Here is an 18,128-nt window from a genome sequence, read left to right on the forward strand (position 1 = left end):
CCGCCGGGCATACGCTACTGCTTTTCTATTTTTTGGCTTTTTGAAGGTAAGCGTCGTTGAACGCCTTCGTATATTCGGTACCGCCGCGTTTGTACCACTCGTTCACGAAATCGTTGAATAGGTCGTCGATCGGCCCGTCGCTCAAGATCATTTTGGTATACTGCTGCGATTGGAAATCGCCGAGCTCCTTCGCTTTGCTCGTGTCCTCGACGACAAGCCCGTCCGCCGGATCATGGTAGCCGATCGTGTGCGCGTACTTAAACAGGTCCTGGAACCGCTGCGACGTATGGCTGTATAGCGCGTTGTAAGCAAGCTTCAGTTGGCCGATACCCTCCTGCTTCATTTGGTCGTCGTTGATCGTTTTCTTCACGATGCCGTTGTCGACGGTATAGTCCTTGCTCAGCTCGCCGTAGTTTTCATACATGTTGCCTTCGTCCGACGCCAGGAAGTCAAGGACTCGAATTGCCGCATCGATGTTTTTCGAATCTTTCGTCACCGCCGTTTTCAGCCAGCCGCGCTGGGTGAGCATACGGTACCCGATGCTGTTGTTGTTCGGCCCTTTCAGAATGCCGCCTTCGACGAATTCGGCGTTCGGGTTGTTCTGTTTAAGCGGCGCGTAGTAATTGTTCAGATTGGACGAATCCATCAGGAAGTAGCGGAAAACCGGTGCCCCGACGTTGCCTTTTAACACTTTGTCCTTGAAACGGGCTGCGTTGTCGGTGATAAACTCAGGATCGATTAATTTCGCTTTGTACATTTTGTTAAGGAACTTGAGCGCATCCAGAGCGCCAGGCGCCACGCCGCCTTGCACCAGCTTGCCGTCCTTCAAGATCCAGTTGCCTGGCAGCGTGCCGAATGCACTGAACACCATATCCATTGTCGACAAGTCGACATTGCCGCCGTTGGTAAAGGCGCTTAACGCGTACGTATCTTTTTTACCGTTGCCGTCAGGATCCTTGTTCGAGAACGCATCTGCCACAGCGTAATATTCGTCCAATGTCGTCGGCACCTTCATACCGAGCTTGTCGAGCCAGTCTTTGCGGTAGATCGGAATGTTGTCGATCGCACTGCCGCGGATCGGCACCGCGTAGATATTGTTATCGCTGTGTTTCATGACGTCCCACAAGCCGCCGTCGCCGACTTTTTTCAAGTTCGGCGCTTTCTCAAAATAGTTGTTGATCGGCAACAGCACGTTCGACTTCGTAAGTTTCATTTCCAGCGAATCGCTGCCGAACTGAATGATATCCGGCTTATCGCCGGACGCGAGCATGATCTGCAGCTTGCTATCGAGATCGCCGCTCGGCACGACGGTGATATCCAGCTTCGTATTCGTCTTCTCTTCGATGTAATGCGTCGTTTTGTTGTCGACAGAGACGCCCGGATACGTTTCAAGCACAGCCATCTTCAGCGTTGCCGGAGGCTGTTTGGTGGCAGCCGCAGATGGGGAGACAGATGCCTTCGCGGACGAAGACGGCGACGAAGAGGACGAAGACGATTCCTTGCCGCCAGACGAACAGCCGGCCAGCATCGCGGCGGTCAATACGGAAGCGGTTGCAAGACGTACTGCTTTTGATGTAGTTGTGGTCAAAATAATACCCTCCCTAATATAATCCCTTTGAAAAGGCTTTCAGCGTGCTGCACCCCAAGTATATAGAGGTTTGTGTGGCGTCGTAAATGAACGAATCCGACGATCCGATCGATTTTCAATGAATCGTCATGGTACGATGTGAGGAAAATGTGCCATTGCCACGGCGAACGTCTGTTGTTAAAAAAAAGAATTCCCCTGCCGGGCGAAATGCGGCAGGGGAATGAATGGCAACCTATTGCGTATCCGCTAAAGCTGCTTCCGCCGATACTCAAGCGGTGTCATGCGATACGTTCTTTTGAACAGTCGGTTAAAGCTTTGCGCGTTGTTGTACCCGACTTCCTGCGCGACGTCCTGCACTTTCGACTCCGGGTGCAAAATCAGCTTTGCCGCCGCCTCCATCCGTACTTGCGTCATGTAATCGTAAATGGTGACCCCGGTTTCTGTCTTAAAAATCGTGTTCAAATATCCCGGGCTTAAATAAACGTTCGTCGAAATATCTTTTAACGACAAGTTTTGCCGATAATGGCGTTGGATAAACTCCATCGTTTTGCCGACAATTTCTGTATGCTGCTTCTGCTTCAGCTCCTCCGTCACACTCATGCTCCGGTCGATGAAGCTGATCATCAACTGCTCCAATGCCGCGATCGTATCCGCCTGCTGCACGCTGTCCCAAATGGACGGACCATCGATGCCCGCAGCTTCTGGTCTTCCTCCCATGTCGGCCAGCGCGCCGATCAGATTGGAGCAAATTTGAAATACGGCATATTTAATAGAGCCGATCGAAGACGATTGGCCGGCCAGCATCCGAAGCAAATCGCGAACCGTCATCTTCGCTTTTTCGCTATTTTGCGTTCGAATACAGTCGAGTAAACCTTCCTCGAGCTGCTTGTCATAGAAGCGTCCGTTCGAATCGGCTGCTTGCACCGTTTCCCGGACGATAATTTCGTTTTTGCCGATGAAAAACTTGCGGCCCAGCAGCTGCAGCGCTTCCTGATACGCAAGGAACAGCTTGTTTAGGCTGTCGAAGACCGGACTAATCGCCATCGTAATTTCCGCTCCGGCATCGCTGAGCGTCTCTTTAAGCTCAGTAAACAGCGCGTAAATGCCATCCTTCTCCAGCTCCGTATTGACAATGAGCACGAGCCGGCGTTCGCCCATCACCGACAGCAGCATCGCCTGCAGCCGCTGATCAAAAAACAGCTCTGCTTCATCCACCATTGGATCAGTCAAGACGGTGTTTTCAAACTCCAGCACGGACACGACAAAATGCGGCTTGTCAAACGGCTTGCCGAGAAGCTGTACGATTGCCCATAACTTCTCGTCCTCCCACACTTTCCCACTCAGCAGTTTGAACAAAGAATGCTGCTTCATGTATGGAAACGCCAGACCGAATTGCGACTGCAGTGTGCGGTTTTCCTGAAACAAATCGTTTACTGCGCCGCCGATCAGCGAATATTCGTCCTTGCCTTTTCCAAGTGTCGTCATCCGTTGGCGAATGTCGGCGACAAGGCGAGCAAGCGGCCGGTACAAGTAGAAGGAAAACAGATACGCCATCGCCAGCGATAGAAGCAATACGATGAGCACCGAATAAAAAATGACGTGGCGCAGCAGCTTGGCGGAGTCGACCACTTGTTTAAACGGCTGCTCGTATATGATCGTCCAGCCGAGAAAATTCGATCGGGTTTTGCTCAAGAAATAATCTGTTTTGTCCAGCGTTCGCCGAATCGACGAGCCTTCCGAGCCACGAATGGACGAAAGCTGATTTTGCAGTGACTCCGCCTTGATGCCGGTGTTGTTAAGGATGAGTTGGTCACTATCATTAAAAATTAGCAGATCCATCGGAATCGGATTGTCTGATGTTTGCAGGCTACTCACAAAATCCCGGGTGTCGATATTGATGACGATCTTCATCGCGTCATTGCTGGACACGTCTTTGAACGTCCGTACGGCGCTCAACAGATTACGTTCCGTGGCGCCGAGCGCCGTAACCTTGCGCGGCGGCAGAACTGCGAATAGCCCTTTCGGCTCGACTTGCAAAATGGTTTGGTCGAAAAACGTGTCCAAACTGTATTTGGAGTCCGCCAGTACATAATTTCCGTCTTTGTTGATCAAATAAATGGAAACGATCGATTTATTCGTGCCGGCGATTTTGCCGAATGACCGTATGACGCCGGCCATCGCTTCCGATCGGGCAGCATACGAATCGTTGGACTCAAACAGCTTCCAAACTTCGTCGCTCGCCATAATTTGTTTGATCAAATTATCGATTTCGACCAGTTGCTGCTCGATGAACAGCTTCTTTTCCCCAAGCAGAATGTTGCTGGACATGTCAACCTGCCGCACGATATGCGCTGTGCTGTTGTGAATCGCCACATAACCGATCGTGACGGCCGGGATACTAATTGCGGCAATGAACATAAGTAAAATTTTATAAAATCCCTTCTGCGTCTTAAACGGCTTCACATTTACTCCCCCTGTCACCCGAAAGTGAAGCGCATACATTTTTACTGATTAGAAACAGTGCAAGAATTCAATCTTGTTGTCCAACAATCTTACAGCCTTATTTCAAATGAAGTCAACGATATGATACGACGATAATTCACATATAACAATCAAAAAAGGTTGCGTCATACTTGGACGGTTTTCCGGTGCTGCGAATCGGTGTAAACCTGATGACGGATCTTATCCACTATGATACGTACCAACTTGTCCTTTTGGGAGATCGTGAACGTCGAATACGCCTGGATAGAGCCATGGATGCCATAAAGGAACGATACGTGTCTTGAGAAAATAAAGTATTAGACTTGAGTGCTTGATAAAACGGAGAAAAAGAAGTGAGTTTTTGTCAGCTTTCAGGATTTAAGTATTAGACTGACCATCCAAAATGAAACAGCGGCGGTCTAGGACTCGAAAATAAAGTCTTAGACTACCGCTGTCTTCATTGAGCTAACGTGTCCCGTTAGCGTAATAAATTCATTAACTTCGCCAGTTCTTTAATAATATAGAAACCATTCATTACAGGGTAGTCCTTTGTTCAAGATTATGTATGATATGGGGCGTTGCTTCATAAATGAAATGAACCAACTTTTTCATTTGTTCCACAAAATCTTTACTATCGGGAGCACCTATATTTACTGCTGTTTTTTGACCATTATATACTTCATTGAATAATGGGATTTCACGTTTGTATAGCTCCTTAATATAATCTCTATGAAGTTCACTCATTGCAATGATTACATCGTACTCTTTAAAGTGATTTTCATGAAAAAGGGTTCTTTTGAAGTCAGAAGTATCTATATTCAATTCATTCATTATATTAAAGTGAATACCGGAATACCTGCTAATATCACTATTTGCTCTTATCCCAGCGGAAGCAACCTTAATTGAAGTCTTATTACTTCTGCTTAGAAAATCCTTCATACAATATTCAGCTATTACGCTTCGTGTAAAATTATCGGTACATACAAACATAATATTCAATAAAACCAACTCCAATCCACTGCCCATTTTATGGAATTATAGCAATGGAACAAGAAAATTACCAACAATATTTTTAGATTGGTTATTCAACTAAACTGCCCGTTAGTTGAACGAGGCAACCGAATCGATTCGCCGGCTGCCTCATTTTAGCGTAGAATTGAACTATCGTGCCCGTTAGCGTAAGTTCAAACACGTGGAGGAAGCTAGCGGAACCCAGCGCCCTTATTCATGAACACAACCCGATGAATCGCATCGCAACGGAACTCAGCGCCGTTATTGGGCGTTTGGCAGGCGCATTTGCACCATTTTTTGCTGAATAACGGCGCTCAGTTCCGTTAAGCTGGCTTATAATCTATTATTTCGTCCGGTAGCGGCGCTCAGTTCCGTTAGCTCCAGTTGGAACAAATCTGCCCGTTAGCTTAACACCGACGTCAGTCTATTACTTTATTTTCTCAGATTACAACTTTATTTTCCAAGTCTAATACTTTATTTTTCAGTCTAATAGTTTATTTTGTTCTGACAATACGGGAATAGCGCCATCAGGCGTGCCGTCTCAGCAGCAGAGTCCGGTGAGGCCGCCGAAAGAGGTCGTAAAGTTGGAGGTCATTACAAGTGAGCCGGCGAAAAAAAATTGACTGAAAATGGCATGTGGGAGAGTAGTCGGATGATGCTACCGGAGCATAAAGAGCAAATTGTTGTTCACCGTCAAGAAGTGGTGAAACGGACGCAACCACAATTGGATGCCCAGGCGATTGAGGAAATGAATATGGATCTGCAGCATGCGATTCACGAAAAGCGAGAAGTCGTCATGACATTGTTTCATGAGGACGAAAACCGGTCCGTTATTGCTCGGCCACTGAAAGTAAATCAGCACAATCGTGTGAATCAGCCATAATTTAGCTCCTTTAAAAAAGGCAACCAGTATTTCTTCACTGGTTGCCCTTTTGGTCAGTAAAAACAAATCTTTATTGTAAAAATACTACTCAGAACAATACTTTTTTGTTCAGAACAACACTTAATTGTAATGAGTCAATCAACACACCACTCCCGCCAAACCTTACTCCACCGTAACCGACTTCGCCAAATTGCGCGGCTTGTCGACGTCGTTGCCGCGGGCGAGCGCGGCGTAGTAGGCGAGCAGCTGCAGCGGCACGACTGACAGCGCCGGAGTAAGCAGGCCAAGCGTGCGCGGGATCGTCACGACCTGGTCGACCGACTTGCGCAACTCGTCGTCGCCTTCGAGCGCGATGCCGATGACGTAAGCGCCGCGAGCTTTGACTTCCTTGATGTTGCTGACGGTTTTCTCGAACAGGTCCTCCTGCGTCGCCAGCGCGATGACCGGAACGCCGTCTTCGATCAGCGCCAGTGTACCGTGCTTCAGCTCACCGGATGCATAAGCTTCCGAGTGAATATATGAAATTTCCTTCAGCTTGAGCGAACCTTCCTGCGCTACCGCATAGTCGAGGCCGCGGCCGATGAAGAACAGATCCTCGTGCGTCGCGATTTGTTCGGCGAGTTCCTTGATTGCGGCGCCTTGTTCAAGCACGCGCTCCACTTGCTCCGGCAGCGACTTGAGCGCAGCGATCGTGTGCGCGACTTCGGCCGCTTCGATCGTGCCAAGCGTTTGCGCCAGATGCAGGCCCAGCAGATAGAACGCGATCAGCTGCGACGTGTACGCCTTCGTGGAGGCGACGGCGATCTCCGGCCCCGCCCACGTCGTGATGACATCGTCCGCCTCGCGCGCAACCGAGCTGCCGACAACGTTCGTGATTGCGATGACGCGGGCGCCGTGGCGCTTCGCTTCGCGCAGCGCGGCGAGCGTATCGGCGGTTTCGCCGGACTGGCTCACGACGATGACAAGCGTCGACGGCTTGATGATCGGCGAACGGTAACGATATTCGGACGCAACGTCCGTTTCGACCGGGATACGCGCTAGACGTTCGATCACCGATTTGCCGACCAAACCGGCATGATAAGCTGTACCGCAAGCCACGATATGAATGTTCGAGATGCCGCGCACGTCTTCGGCCGACATCTTCACTTCGTTCAGTTCGACACCGCTGCCGGCAACGTTCAGGCGCGCGCCCATCGTATCCCGATACGCTTTGGGCTGCTCGTAAATTTCCTTCAGCATAAAATGGTCGAATCCGGCTTTTTCCGCCGTCATAATGTCCCAATCGACGTGAAATATTTCTCGGGAAATAAAATTCCCTTCGATTGTCATCAATTCGACAGCGTCGCGTGTCAACACGGCCATTTCATTGTCGTTCAAAATATACACGTTGCGCGTATGCTCGAGAATCGCCGGAATGTCGGAGCCGATGAAGTTCTCGCCCTCGCCGACGCCGATAATAAGCGGGCTGGCCAGCCGCACCGCAACCAGCTTCTCCGGTTCGTGTTCGGTCAGCACGCCCAAGGCAAAAGCCCCCGTCATCCGCTTCACCGCGCGCTGTACGGTGCGAACAATGTCGCCATCATACAGATCGGCGATCAAGTGCGAAATGACTTCGGTATCCGTTTCCGACACGAAGCGATGCCCTTTGGCGATCAGTTCTTCCTTGAGCGCGATATAATTTTCGATAATGCCATTGTGCACGACGGAAAATTTTAGCGAATTGTCCGTATGCGGATGCGAATTGACGTCCGACGGTTTGCCGTGCGTCGCCCAACGCGTATGGCCGATGCCGATCGTGCCGCGCAGCGGCGATTCGCCGAGCTGCGATTCCAGCACCGCCAAGCGGCCTTTGGCCTTCTTCACGGCCAGGCCTTTGTCCGTATAAACCGCAACGCCCGCCGAATCGTAACCGCGGTATTCGAGTTTCTTCAAGCCTTCAATCAGGATTTCCTGGGAATCCCGTTTCCCCACATAACCGACTATTCCGCACATACCAAATAAGCCTCCCCGAATGTAGGCGCACCTTGCCAAGCCCCCCGCCAAACCGTGCGGGCGCTTGCAAACGCCGAATGATTTTCAATTCAAACTTTCACAAACTTTGCAAAAAAGCTAACGCAAAAACAGTTCCGCCATCCACCGCTTTGGACCGGTTTCGCCACCGGCGTCGCAAAAACGATGCTGCGAATGCACAAACGCACAAGCCGCAAACAAAATCAAACCGGGCCACACCCGGATCATGGCAAAAGCTGACGCCCGCACGCGCCGCGGCCGAATACTCCGTTTCGCCGCCGCACCGGGGCCGACTTGCTCCCATTCTATAACCATCGCATTGGAATCTTGTCCGACCGGTCACCCGTTCGATTTGCCTTCCAATTCTCGGCACCGATGTATATGCCGGAAGGTCCCCGCCGATAATCCGAACACCTTCACCTCGTCAGCTTGACGCCGCTCCGCCGCCCATAAGGACAACGAACCGGACCCGCTCAAGCTCTGGCGCTTGGGGAAATCTGCAACCAACTGCCCACCTTTCCGTTTCGGACTGAAACATATTCCTATCTTATTCATTTTGATTCGCAGTTGCAACAACTATTTAGCGACAGCAAATTACGACATGTCCCGCCGGAGCACGGAATCGTTTCGTACAACGGTCTGGTGAAGCTTCGAAATTGGTGTCAAGGCGTCCTTGAGCCGGATCGACTTCCAGCCCAAGCGCCGCCACAGTTCGGTTTATTCACGAATTCTCGCTTGAATTCGCTCGAAACACATCTCCCGCCAAAATAGCCCATGATAAATGGCTTATTCGCTTCATTTCTCTCGGAGCATAAAAAATAGCCAGTAAAAACACTGGCTATTCTAAGCAAATCGCCTCAAAATCGAACCTTTCAGCGAAATAGCCAATGATTTCACTGGCTATTTCGTTAAGGCCCGCCACTTTTGGCGAAATAGCCAATAAAACAGGGCCTATTTCAAAACGATACTATGGCAAACCATGAATGAATAGGCTTATAAGGCCAACTCGCGGCGAATGACGTCCGCGATGCGATTGACGAACGATTCCACTTGCAGCTTCTCCGGCCCTTCGGCCATCACGCGCACAAGCGACTCCGTGCCGGACGGGCGAACGAGCACGCGCCCGTTGTCGCCAAGCTCCGCCTCCACCTCGCGGATCGCGCTGTCGATGGCAGCGTTGCCGGTCAGTCGCGTCTTGTCGACGCCTTTGACATTGACGAGCACTTGCGGAAACTTGCGCATCTTCGTCTTCAGCTCGCTCAGCTTGCGGCCGGAAGCGATTATCGTATCGACCAGCTGCAGGCCGGAAAGAATGCCGTCGCCCGTCGTGTTGTAGTCGAGGAAAATCACATGCCCCGATTGTTCCCCGCCCAAATTGAAGCCGCCGCGGCGCATCTCTTCCATCACGTAGCGGTCGCCGACAGCCGTCTGCGCCGTAGTCAGCCCCAGCTCGCGCGCCGCCTTGAAGAAGCCGAGGTTGCTCATCACGGTGGTGACGACCGTGCCGTGGCGCAGCGCGCCCCTGCGGTTCATCGCGTCGGCGCAAATCGTCAGCACGAAGTCGCCGTCGATTTCGGCGCCGGTGTCGTCGATGGCGATCAGCCGGTCGGCGTCGCCGTCGAACGACAGGCCGAGATCGGCCTGGTGCTTCAGCACTTGCTCGCGCAGCGCCTCCGGATGGGTCGAGCCGCAGCCCTCGTTGATGTTGCGGCCGTCCGGCTCGGCGCCGGTCGCAATAACGGTTGCGCCCAACTCGCGGAACACGCGCGGTGCCAGTTCATAGGCGGCGCCGTTCGCGCAGTCAAGCACGATCTTCAGCCCGGCGAAGGACGACGTGACCGTCGTCTTCAAGAAATCGGTGTAGGCGAACTTCGCCGCCGCATCTTCATCGACCGAACCGAGCGCGCCGCCGACCGGTCGCGGCAGTTCGTCGGTCGCGGCGTCGATCAGCCGCTCGATCTCCAGTTCCGTATCGTCCGACAGCTTGAACCCGTCGCCGCCAAAAAATTTAATGCCGTTATCCTGCACCGGATTGTGCGAGGCGGAAATCATGACGCCCGCGTCAGCTCCCAGCTTGCGAGTCAAATAAGCGACGCCCGGCGTCGAAATGACACCCAACCGAATGACGTTTGCGCCAATCGACAGCAAGCCGGCGACGAGCGCCGCTTCCAGCATCGGGCCGGAGATGCGCGTATCGCGTCCGATTACAATCGTCGGCTGCGCTTTCTGTCCGGTGAGGACGTAGCCGCCGCAGCGGCCGATCTTGTAGGCAAGCTCCGGCGTCAGTTCCCGGTTGGCCACGCCCCGCACGCCGTCGGTGCCAAAATATTTTCCCATGTCGAATAATCGCCGCCCCTAATAAAAGTAATTCCATAACATCAAGCTCATAAAAGAATTGTATTCATGATATGCCGCCATGCCCGCCAATGTTTCACCCGCCGCGCGGCGTGGCGCTCGCTCCCGGCGACGCGCTGCCGCCACTCGGGTTCGCGGGCGAGCCGGAGGCCGAAGCCGACGGCTTGGGCGTCGGGCTGGGCGTCGCCGTCGTTGCGGCGCCTCCCCCTTGCGCCGTCGCCGGCTTGGCGCTGCCGGCCGGCTCGCTCGGCGTCGGCGAGGCGCCTTTGGCGGCGATTTCGACCGTCGCCTTCAGTTCCTGCTGCTGCGCCGCCTTCATCAGGAACGCCGGCAAGTTGAGGCTGATCGCCACGTCGTGTTTGCCCGGCGGCAAATTGCTGACATCGACGATCGCCTGCACATCCTGCAGCTTCAGGCTGTTCAGCAGCGCCTGAGCTCCTTCGATTACCGCGCTGATCGCCTGATTCTCCGGCGCCACAAGCGTCGTTGTGTAGCCGTCGCTTTGGCCGATGATCCGCAGCGGGATATTGTCCACCGTCCTGGTCTGCGAAGGCACGACGGACACCTTGATCTCGATTTTGGCCGGATCGACCTGGGTCACCTTGTCCTTCAGCGGCACGTCGAGCGTAAACGTCTTGTCTTCCGTCAGCCCGCTCAAATCGATCTGGAGGCCGTCGTAGAAGTCCAGCTTGTCCAATACGTCCTGCGGTGCGTACACCGTCACCTGATCGATCTTCTGCTGCAGCGACGACACAGCGTAACCTGCCGCCGGTCGGCCGATCGTTTTGATCGGGAGCGGCATCGTTTTGAACGGGTTGGTGATCGGAATTTCGACGTCGACGACCTGCGGACTGACCGTGCCGTCGATCGGCTTGCCGTCCTTGCCGTAAGCGACAAGCTTCACCTGCTTGGAGACGACGCCGGTCGCCTTGTCGACGCTGACCTCCGCGCGCGCCGACTCCACCTGGTCGAGCATGCTGCTCGGCACGGTGACATGCACGCGGTTTGGCTTGATGACCGGTTGGCCGGCCTTGTAGCCGGGCGCAGGCGAGCCGGTGACATTGATGACGACCGGCACTTCCTTCTTCTGCTTCTCCTCGAGCACGACACGCACCGTTTGCGGAACGATTTCCACCTTCACGGCGTTAGGGATGATACTGGTCGTTCCGACCGCACGCAGTACAACGGAATGCGTCCCCGCTCCGCGCCCGGTCAGATCGGCTTCGATTTTGAACGTGCTCGTGTTCATCTTCTTCAGCGCCGCTTCGCTCGTGCCGGTCAGCAGCACCGTCACTTCCGGCGGGTCCATCGACACGATATTGTACTGTTCCTTGTCGTAATTGACCGTCACGTTGACGTTGTTGATCGAAACGTCTTTCGTGATCGGGCTTGTCGACGACGGCGCATTGTTCTGGGAATCCATATGGACGACGACCCACAGCAGCACGCTGATGAGCACCGCCACCACTTTGACGACGTTGTTGTCTCGCAGCCACTTATCCATGCTGGCCCCCCTTCCATTTCCAGAAGGAGTTTTTCTGCTTCGCCTTGGCTTTCGACTTCGGCTTCAGCTCGTCATACAGCTTGGAGATAAGCGACTCCTCTTTAATATCGCGGACGACGAGGCCGTTGATCGCCAGGGAAACTTGTCCGGTTTCTTCGGACACGACGACCGAAATCGCGTCCGACACTTCGCTCATGCCGATCGCGGCCCGGTGGCGTGTCCCGAGCTCCTTGCTGATGAACGGATTCTCCGACAGCGGCAAATAACAGCCTGCGGCCATCAGCGTACCTTTGCGGATAATGACGGCGCCGTCGTGAAGCGGTGTGTTCGGGATGAAAATGTTGACGAGCAGTTCGGAGCTGATCTCCGCGCCGATCCTAATGCCCGATTCGATATAATCGGTCAGGCCCGTTTCCCGTTCGAACACGATCAGGGCGCCGATCTTGCGCCGCGACAAAATGCCGACCGTCTTCATCACTTCGCCGATGCGGCGGTTGACGTCCTGGTCTTCTTCGTTCGTCTGACGCGTGAACAGCTTGCCCCGGCCGAGCTGCTCAAGCGCACGCCTGAGCTCCGGTTGAAAGATGATGATGACCGCAAGCACGCCAAAATTGAACGCCTGGCTCATCATCCATTGCAGCGTGTTCAGATTGAACGCGATACTGAGCACCCAGGCGAGCACGACGACGAAAATGCCTTTGAGCAGTTGAATCGCCCGCGTCCCCCGAAGCAGAAGCAGCAGCTTGTATATCACATAACTGACGATAAGAATATCGATGATTTCTTTAATCGAGCCTTGGATCGTTAGCTCTTTCAGAAAAGCCATACGCGTTCCCCCAATGAACCCTGTTAACGATCGCTAGCGCGTTTTTCTTTCTAGTATAAATCATAACATATTTTGCGAAAAAAACCTCCCCAGCTCGTAATCGAATTGGGGAGGTTTCCACAAATTAGGGAATTCGGTTAGCCGGCCGCCAGCGATATCCATTCATTCACTTTGTACCAGAACCAGCTGATCGCCCGATCGACCGGTACGATCTTGCCGGCGATGTGCGCGGTCGACGCCAGATTGTAGCTGCCGTCGATGACGACCAGATTGCCGTCCACGTTGCCGTCCACCTGTATATGTCCGTTCTGGACGAGCAGATTGCCGTGTACGGTCTGTCCGGCCGGCACATAGACGTAGTCGCCCTGGATGACGATGTTCTGCAGGTCGTTTCCTTTGACCATCAGGTCCTTGTCGTCGTTCCATAACGACATGAAGCTGCCGAGCATTACCAGCAGGAACACCGACGCCACCGACGCCGCCGGATGCCTGCGTATCCAGTGGGTCCACGTGCTGCGCCGCTTCGGCTTCGGCAGGGCGCTCATGATGCGGTCGGTCATGTCGTCCGGCGCGTTCATGCGCGGCATGGAACGCACAAGCGCTTCGGTGCGCTCGAACTGCTTCAGCGCGGTTCGGCAGCTCGCGCAGACGAGCAGATGCTTTTTCAATTCGGCCGCTTCCGGACCGGCAAGATCGCCGTCCAAATATTCGTGCATGAGCGACAGGGATTCGTTGCAGTTCATCGCCAGCCACTCCTTTCGTCAAAATTCCGTTTCCGCTTCGCTATGTACCGTTACCATACGTGCGAACGGCGCAATTGTTTCAAAAAAGTTGGTTTCCATATTCCGGCTCCAGCTTCTTGCGCAAAAATTCGCGCCCCCGGTGCACCCGCGTCTTCACCGTCGTGACCGGCATGCCGAGCACATCGCCGATTTCCTGCAGCGACATGTCGTGGAGATAACGCAGGATCACAACCGACTTGTACTTCTCCGGCAACGTATCGATCGCCGCACGAATGTGCTCCTGCATCTCCGACAATACGACTTCGCTTTCCGGCGTCGCCTGGTCGCTCGGCAGCAGCGAATACCAGTCGGCCCCTTCGCCTTCGGGCATCTCCGCGTCCAGCGAATAGTTCGGCTTGCGCTTGCGCAGCCGGTCGATGCACAGATTGGTCGCGATTCGGTAAATCCAGGTGGAAAACTTCTGCGTCTCGTCGTACCGGTGCAAATTGGTATAAACGCGCAGGAACGTTTCCTGCACGATGTCTTCGGCTTCGTGCGATTGATTCAGCATCCGGTAGGCCAGATGGTACAGCTTGTCTTTATACAGCTCCACCAACTCGGCAAAAGCCCGGCGGTCGCCGCCTCTGGAAAGCTTGGCGAGCCGCGTTTCGACATAATTCACCGGCGTATCCTCCGATTCAGGATCCCGCGTGCAGGATCTTCCCTTACTACGTTGCAGATCATGTTGCGTTTCAAATAGAGCGGTCGGAGCGGTTCCGTCACTCCGACACCTCCCGTTTCGCGCCGCCGAGCCGCTCCGACACCGCGATGCCAAACAGGATGAGTGCGACGCCCAGCCACTGAATGGCGCCGACGTGCTCGCCGATGATCAGAAAGGCGCCGACGACGGCGACCGGCAGCTCCATCGAGCCGAGCAGCGCGGCGAGCGCGCTGCCGATGCGCGGGATGGCGACGTTGAACGTCACGGTGGGAACCGTCTGCCCGAGCATGCCGAGCAGCAGCCCCCACAGCAGCAGCTCCCCGCCGTCCGCCTGAAAGAAGACGGTGGGCGGATACAGGAGATAAACGAAAGGCAGCGCCGCCGTCATCATGACGACCGACTTCAGCAGCGGGTGCATCGTCGTCTTCACCCGGCCGGTGCAGAAGATGAACAGGCTGTAGGAGACGGCCGACAGGAAGCCGAACAGCGCCCCTCTCCAGCCGAGCCGGCCGATATCGACGGCGAAAACGTCGACGGCGCACAAGGTGCCGGCCATGATGACGGCGATGCCGAGCAGTTGGTAGCGGTTCGGCCAGCGGCGCGAAGCGATCGACTCCATCGCGGTCGTGATCCAGGTGAACTGGAACAGGAACACGATGGCCAGCGAGGCATCCATTTGCGACAAGGTTACATTGTACATGACCGTGGTCGCCGCCAAGCCAAAAATACCGATCAGCGCCAGCCTAATCCACGGCCCGCGGAACGGGTTGCTCCACGCCGATCGGGTCACCGCCAGCAGCAGCCAGAGCAGCGCGGTCCCTCCCGTCACCTGGGCGACGCTCACTTCCCCGTCGGCAAAGCCGGCATCGTAAGCGAATTTGATAAACGGCGACAGCAAGCCGTAGCTCGATGCCCCGATCAAAATAAGCGCCACGGCGATCATGCGGGTCCGGTTCATCGTCGGCCGACGCTCCTTTATTTGGAGAAAGAGCCGGATCGCTTCCGGGCGGAAACGTTCCGGCTTCTTCGATGGATAGTGATGCCGCGTGCGATCAGCCCGTGTTCCGCAGCCCCGCGGCAATGCCGTTGATCGTCAGAAGCACTTCGCGCAGCAGGTCCGCGTCGTCGGCTTCGTCCGTCTCGCGCTGGCCGCGCAATTCGGACAGCAATTCCACTTGCATGTAGCTCAGCGGATCGACGTACGGGTTGCGAAGCCGAATCGACTCCTGCAAAATCGGCACATTATCGAGAATGTCCTGCTGACCCGTAATTTGCAGGATCAGATCGGACGTCAGTTCATATTCTTCCTTGATGAGGGTAAAAATACGCTCGGCCGCCGCCTGGTCTTTCACCATGCGGCCGTATTCCTTGGCGATCTGCAGATCGGCCTTGGCCAGCGCCATCTGCAAATTGTCGATCGTCGTGCGGAAGAACGACCACTTGGCGTACATGCGCTGCAGCATTTTCAAATTGTCCTGCTTGCCCTGATAGAAGCTTTGCAGCCCTGTGCCCGCGGCATACCAGGCCGGCAGCAAATAACGGCTTTGCGTCCAGGCGAACACCCACGGAATGGCGCGCAAATCTTCGAACCGGTCGCTGTTCTTCCGCTTGGACGGGCGCGAGCCGATGTTGAGTTCGCCGACTTCCGGCAGCGGCGTCGTTTCCTTGAAGAACGCCAGGAAATCCGGATCGCGGAAAATCAGGTCCTGGTACTTCGTCTGCGACGCTTCGGATATGCCGCGCATGATGGCTTCATATTGATGCTCATTGATATCCGTTTGCGGATTGCGGGCAAGCATCGCGGCGGTGATGAGCGCCCATGTCGCCTGCTCGAGGCTGCGGTAAGCGATGCCCTTGATCGCGTAGCGTTGCGACAGCACTTCGCCTTGCTCCGTGATCTTGATGCCGACGCCAAGCGTTTCCGGAGGCTGCGCCATGATGCTGCGGTTGAGCGGCATGCCGCCGCGCCCGAGCGCGCCGCCGCGGCCGTGGAAAAACTTCAGCTTCACGCCGTGCTGGCGCGCCACTTCGGTAATTTCCTTGAGCGCGATGCGCAGCTCCCAGTTGGCGGTCAGCACGCCGCCGTCCTTGTTGCTGTCCGAGTAGCCGAGCATGATTTCCTGCCTGTCGCCGAGCGCTTGCACACTGTCGCGATAAGCCGGGATGCCGAACAGCGTATTCATGATGCCCGGCGCGGCGTGCAGGTCGTCGATCGTTTCGAACAGCGGCGACGGCTGCAGCGTACACACCACCGTGCCGTCCGACTCGCGGCGGTACAGGCCGTATTCTTTGCCGAACACCATGACTTCCAGCAAGTCGCTGGCGCCCTGCGTCATGCTGATCAAATAGCTGACGATGCAGTTCCGGCCGAACTCGCGCTGCGCTTCCTGCACGGCGCGGTATACGTCCAGCGTCTCGCGCGTCGCGTCGGAATACGCCAAATAAGGCGAGGTGATCGGCCGCGGATCGTTCAGCACGTTCGTCAGCAGCACGATCTTCTCTTCTTCGGCAAGCTTCGCGTACTCGGACGTAATGCCCATCATCCGCAGCACTTCGCTCATCGCGTTTTCGTGCTCCTTGCTGTGCTGGCGCACGTCGAGCGTGGCCATGTGGAAGCCGAACAGCCGCACCTGGCGAACGAGCTTCTTGATGTGGCGGTCGGCGACATAATCGGCTCCGTGGCGGCGCAAGCTAACGTACATTAAACGGAGGTCGTTGATAAACGCCTCCGGCGTCTCGTATTTGCCTTCTTTCCCTTTATAGGAGCGGTTCGCGGTATTGCGGATCTTCTGCACCATATAGCTCGCTTTGATCCGGTACGGCTCTTTCTCGTTGCGCCACACTTCTTCGGTGACGACTTCCGTCGTTTCGCGGTCGCGTTCGATCGAATCGAGCAGTTCCTGCGTCACGCCGACGATATTGCGGCTGAAGCTGAGATGGTCGAGCACCTGGCGCAAACCGGCCTCATATTTCTTCAGCGCCAGGTCGCGGTGCATATTCAGCGTCTCGAGCGTGATGCGGGCGGTAACGGACGGGTTGCCGTCGCGGTCGCCGCCAATCCAGGAGCCGAAGCGCAGGAACGATGGCACGTGCCAGTCTTCGCTCGGATAATAATTGTGCAAGCACCGTTCCAGCTCGCCGTAAACTTCCGGCAGCACGTCGAACAACGTTTCGTCGAAATAGTACAGACCGTTGCGCACTTCATCCAGCACTGTCGGCTTGCGGTCGCGCAGTTCGTCGGTTTGCCACAGCGTCAGCACTTCGCTCTGCAGCCGTTCGTGCAGCTGCTCGCGCTCGCGGCGCGTCAGCGTCGGATTGTCCAGCTCGGCCACGTCTTGGGCAATGCGCTGGTGGATGTCGAGCACGTCCTTGCGGGTCGCCTCGGTCGGGTGTGCGGTCATGACGAGCTCAAGCGAAATTTGGCCGACGATCGCCTGCACCTCTTCGACGTCGACGCCGCGCTGATGCAGCTCTTTGACCACGCTTTCGATCGAACCCGGCTGGATGTTCTCCCCGGCGGAACGCTCGTAGTCGCGCTTGCGGCGAATGCGATGGTTCTGCTCGGCAATATTGACCAGTTGGAAATAAATCGCGAACGCGCGGATCACATTGTGCCGAATGCCTTGATCGCACGAGTTGATGGCCGCCTTGAACTCGTCGTACAGCTCGGGGGTAAACTGCGCACGCAGCGACTTGCTCATCTCGCGGATTTTCTCCACGATGGCCAGCAGCTCGTTCCCTCCCTGGCTGACGAGCACTTCGCCGAGTATATTGCCCAGAAACCGGATGTCTCTGCGCAGCAAGTTGTTGGTCGCCTGCCTGGAAGCGGCGATAGTTGGGTCGGACATTGCTCTTTCACCTCATTAATGGGTTGGGGCGATGCCGATGATCGGCAAACCCCGTTTTGAGCGGTTGTTCAAAAAGCCGGCTTTTTGAACTCTCACTTGAAGCGGCAAAGAGGCCGGATCGGATTTTCATCGGTTTATTTTATCACATTTTCGACATAGGCATATAGCTTGTGACGATA

At 55.0% G+C, this 18,128-nt stretch carries 12 protein-coding genes; 1 reads left to right on the top strand and 11 read right to left on the bottom strand.

The window, feature by feature from the left end; genetic code table 11:
• Positions 1–25 precede the first annotated feature (25 nt).
• The 3 genes from EXY20_RS04745 to EXY20_RS04755 form a co-directional block, all read right to left on the bottom strand.
• Positions 26–1,588, bottom strand: a complete 1,563-nt coding sequence (locus EXY20_RS04745; RefSeq protein WP_135548192.1) for an extracellular solute-binding protein — start codon at positions 1,586–1,588, stop codon at positions 26–28.
• Between the two features lie 246 nt (positions 1,589–1,834).
• A complete protein-coding gene (locus tag EXY20_RS04750; RefSeq protein WP_167858990.1) occupies positions 1,835–4,051 on the bottom strand; it encodes a helix-turn-helix domain-containing protein in 2,217 nt (738 codons plus the stop codon).
• Positions 4,052–4,603: 552 nt separating this feature from the next.
• Positions 4,604–5,059 (bottom strand): arsenate reductase/protein-tyrosine-phosphatase family protein, encoded by a 456-nt coding sequence (locus tag EXY20_RS04755; RefSeq protein WP_235885368.1) that lies wholly within the window; start codon positions 5,057–5,059, stop codon positions 4,604–4,606.
• A gap of 673 nt (positions 5,060–5,732) precedes the next feature.
• Here EXY20_RS04755 and EXY20_RS04760 point away from each other — a divergent pair.
• Positions 5,733–5,963 carry a YolD-like family protein gene (locus EXY20_RS04760; protein WP_207671221.1) on the top strand — a complete coding sequence of 77 codons (231 nt, stop codon included), beginning with the start codon at positions 5,733–5,735 and terminating at the stop codon, positions 5,961–5,963.
• Between the two features lie 162 nt (positions 5,964–6,125).
• On the opposite strand, the gene glmS is transcribed toward EXY20_RS04760, so the two are convergent.
• The 8 genes from glmS to ppc form a co-directional block, all read right to left on the bottom strand.
• Positions 6,126–7,955 (bottom strand): glutamine--fructose-6-phosphate transaminase (isomerizing), encoded by a 1,830-nt coding sequence (gene glmS, locus EXY20_RS04765; protein WP_135548198.1) that lies wholly within the window; start codon positions 7,953–7,955, stop codon positions 6,126–6,128.
• A 1,011-nt stretch (positions 7,956–8,966) separates the two neighbouring features.
• Positions 8,967–10,310: a phosphoglucosamine mutase gene (glmM, locus tag EXY20_RS04770; protein WP_135548200.1), complete on the bottom strand. Its 1,344-nt coding sequence runs from the start codon at positions 10,308–10,310 to the stop codon at positions 8,967–8,969.
• 94 nt (positions 10,311–10,404) lie between these two features.
• Entirely contained in the window at positions 10,405–11,832 is a 1,428-nt protein-coding gene (locus EXY20_RS04775) for a CdaR family protein (RefSeq protein ID WP_135548202.1), read from the bottom strand.
• Positions 11,825–12,658 carry a diadenylate cyclase CdaA gene (cdaA, locus tag EXY20_RS04780; RefSeq protein WP_135548204.1) on the bottom strand — a complete coding sequence of 278 codons (834 nt, stop codon included), beginning with the start codon at positions 12,656–12,658 and terminating at the stop codon, positions 11,825–11,827. The genes EXY20_RS04775 and cdaA overlap by 8 nt, the downstream gene beginning before the upstream one ends.
• Positions 12,659–12,795: 137 nt before the next feature.
• Complete coding sequence (locus EXY20_RS04785) at positions 12,796–13,401, bottom strand: zf-HC2 domain-containing protein (RefSeq protein WP_135548206.1); 606 nt, start codon at positions 13,399–13,401, stop codon at positions 12,796–12,798.
• Positions 13,402–13,480: 79 nt separating this feature from the next.
• Positions 13,481–14,062: an RNA polymerase sigma factor SigW gene (gene sigW, locus EXY20_RS04790; RefSeq protein ID WP_135548208.1), complete on the bottom strand. Its 582-nt coding sequence runs from the start codon at positions 14,060–14,062 to the stop codon at positions 13,481–13,483.
• Between the two features lie 97 nt (positions 14,063–14,159).
• The gene (locus tag EXY20_RS04795; protein ID WP_135548210.1) at positions 14,160–15,059 is read right to left on the bottom strand and encodes an EamA family transporter; all 900 of its coding nucleotides are present in this window, start codon (positions 15,057–15,059) and stop codon (positions 14,160–14,162) included.
• 94 nt (positions 15,060–15,153) lie between these two features.
• Entirely contained in the window at positions 15,154–17,949 is a 2,796-nt protein-coding gene (gene ppc, locus EXY20_RS04800; RefSeq protein ID WP_135548212.1) for a phosphoenolpyruvate carboxylase, read from the bottom strand.
• Positions 17,950–18,128 lie beyond the last annotated feature (179 nt).

Source organism: Paenibacillus cymbidii, from assembly GCF_004764705.1.
Classification (GTDB): domain Bacteria; phylum Bacillota; class Bacilli; order Paenibacillales; family NBRC-103111; genus Paenibacillus_AN; species Paenibacillus_AN cymbidii.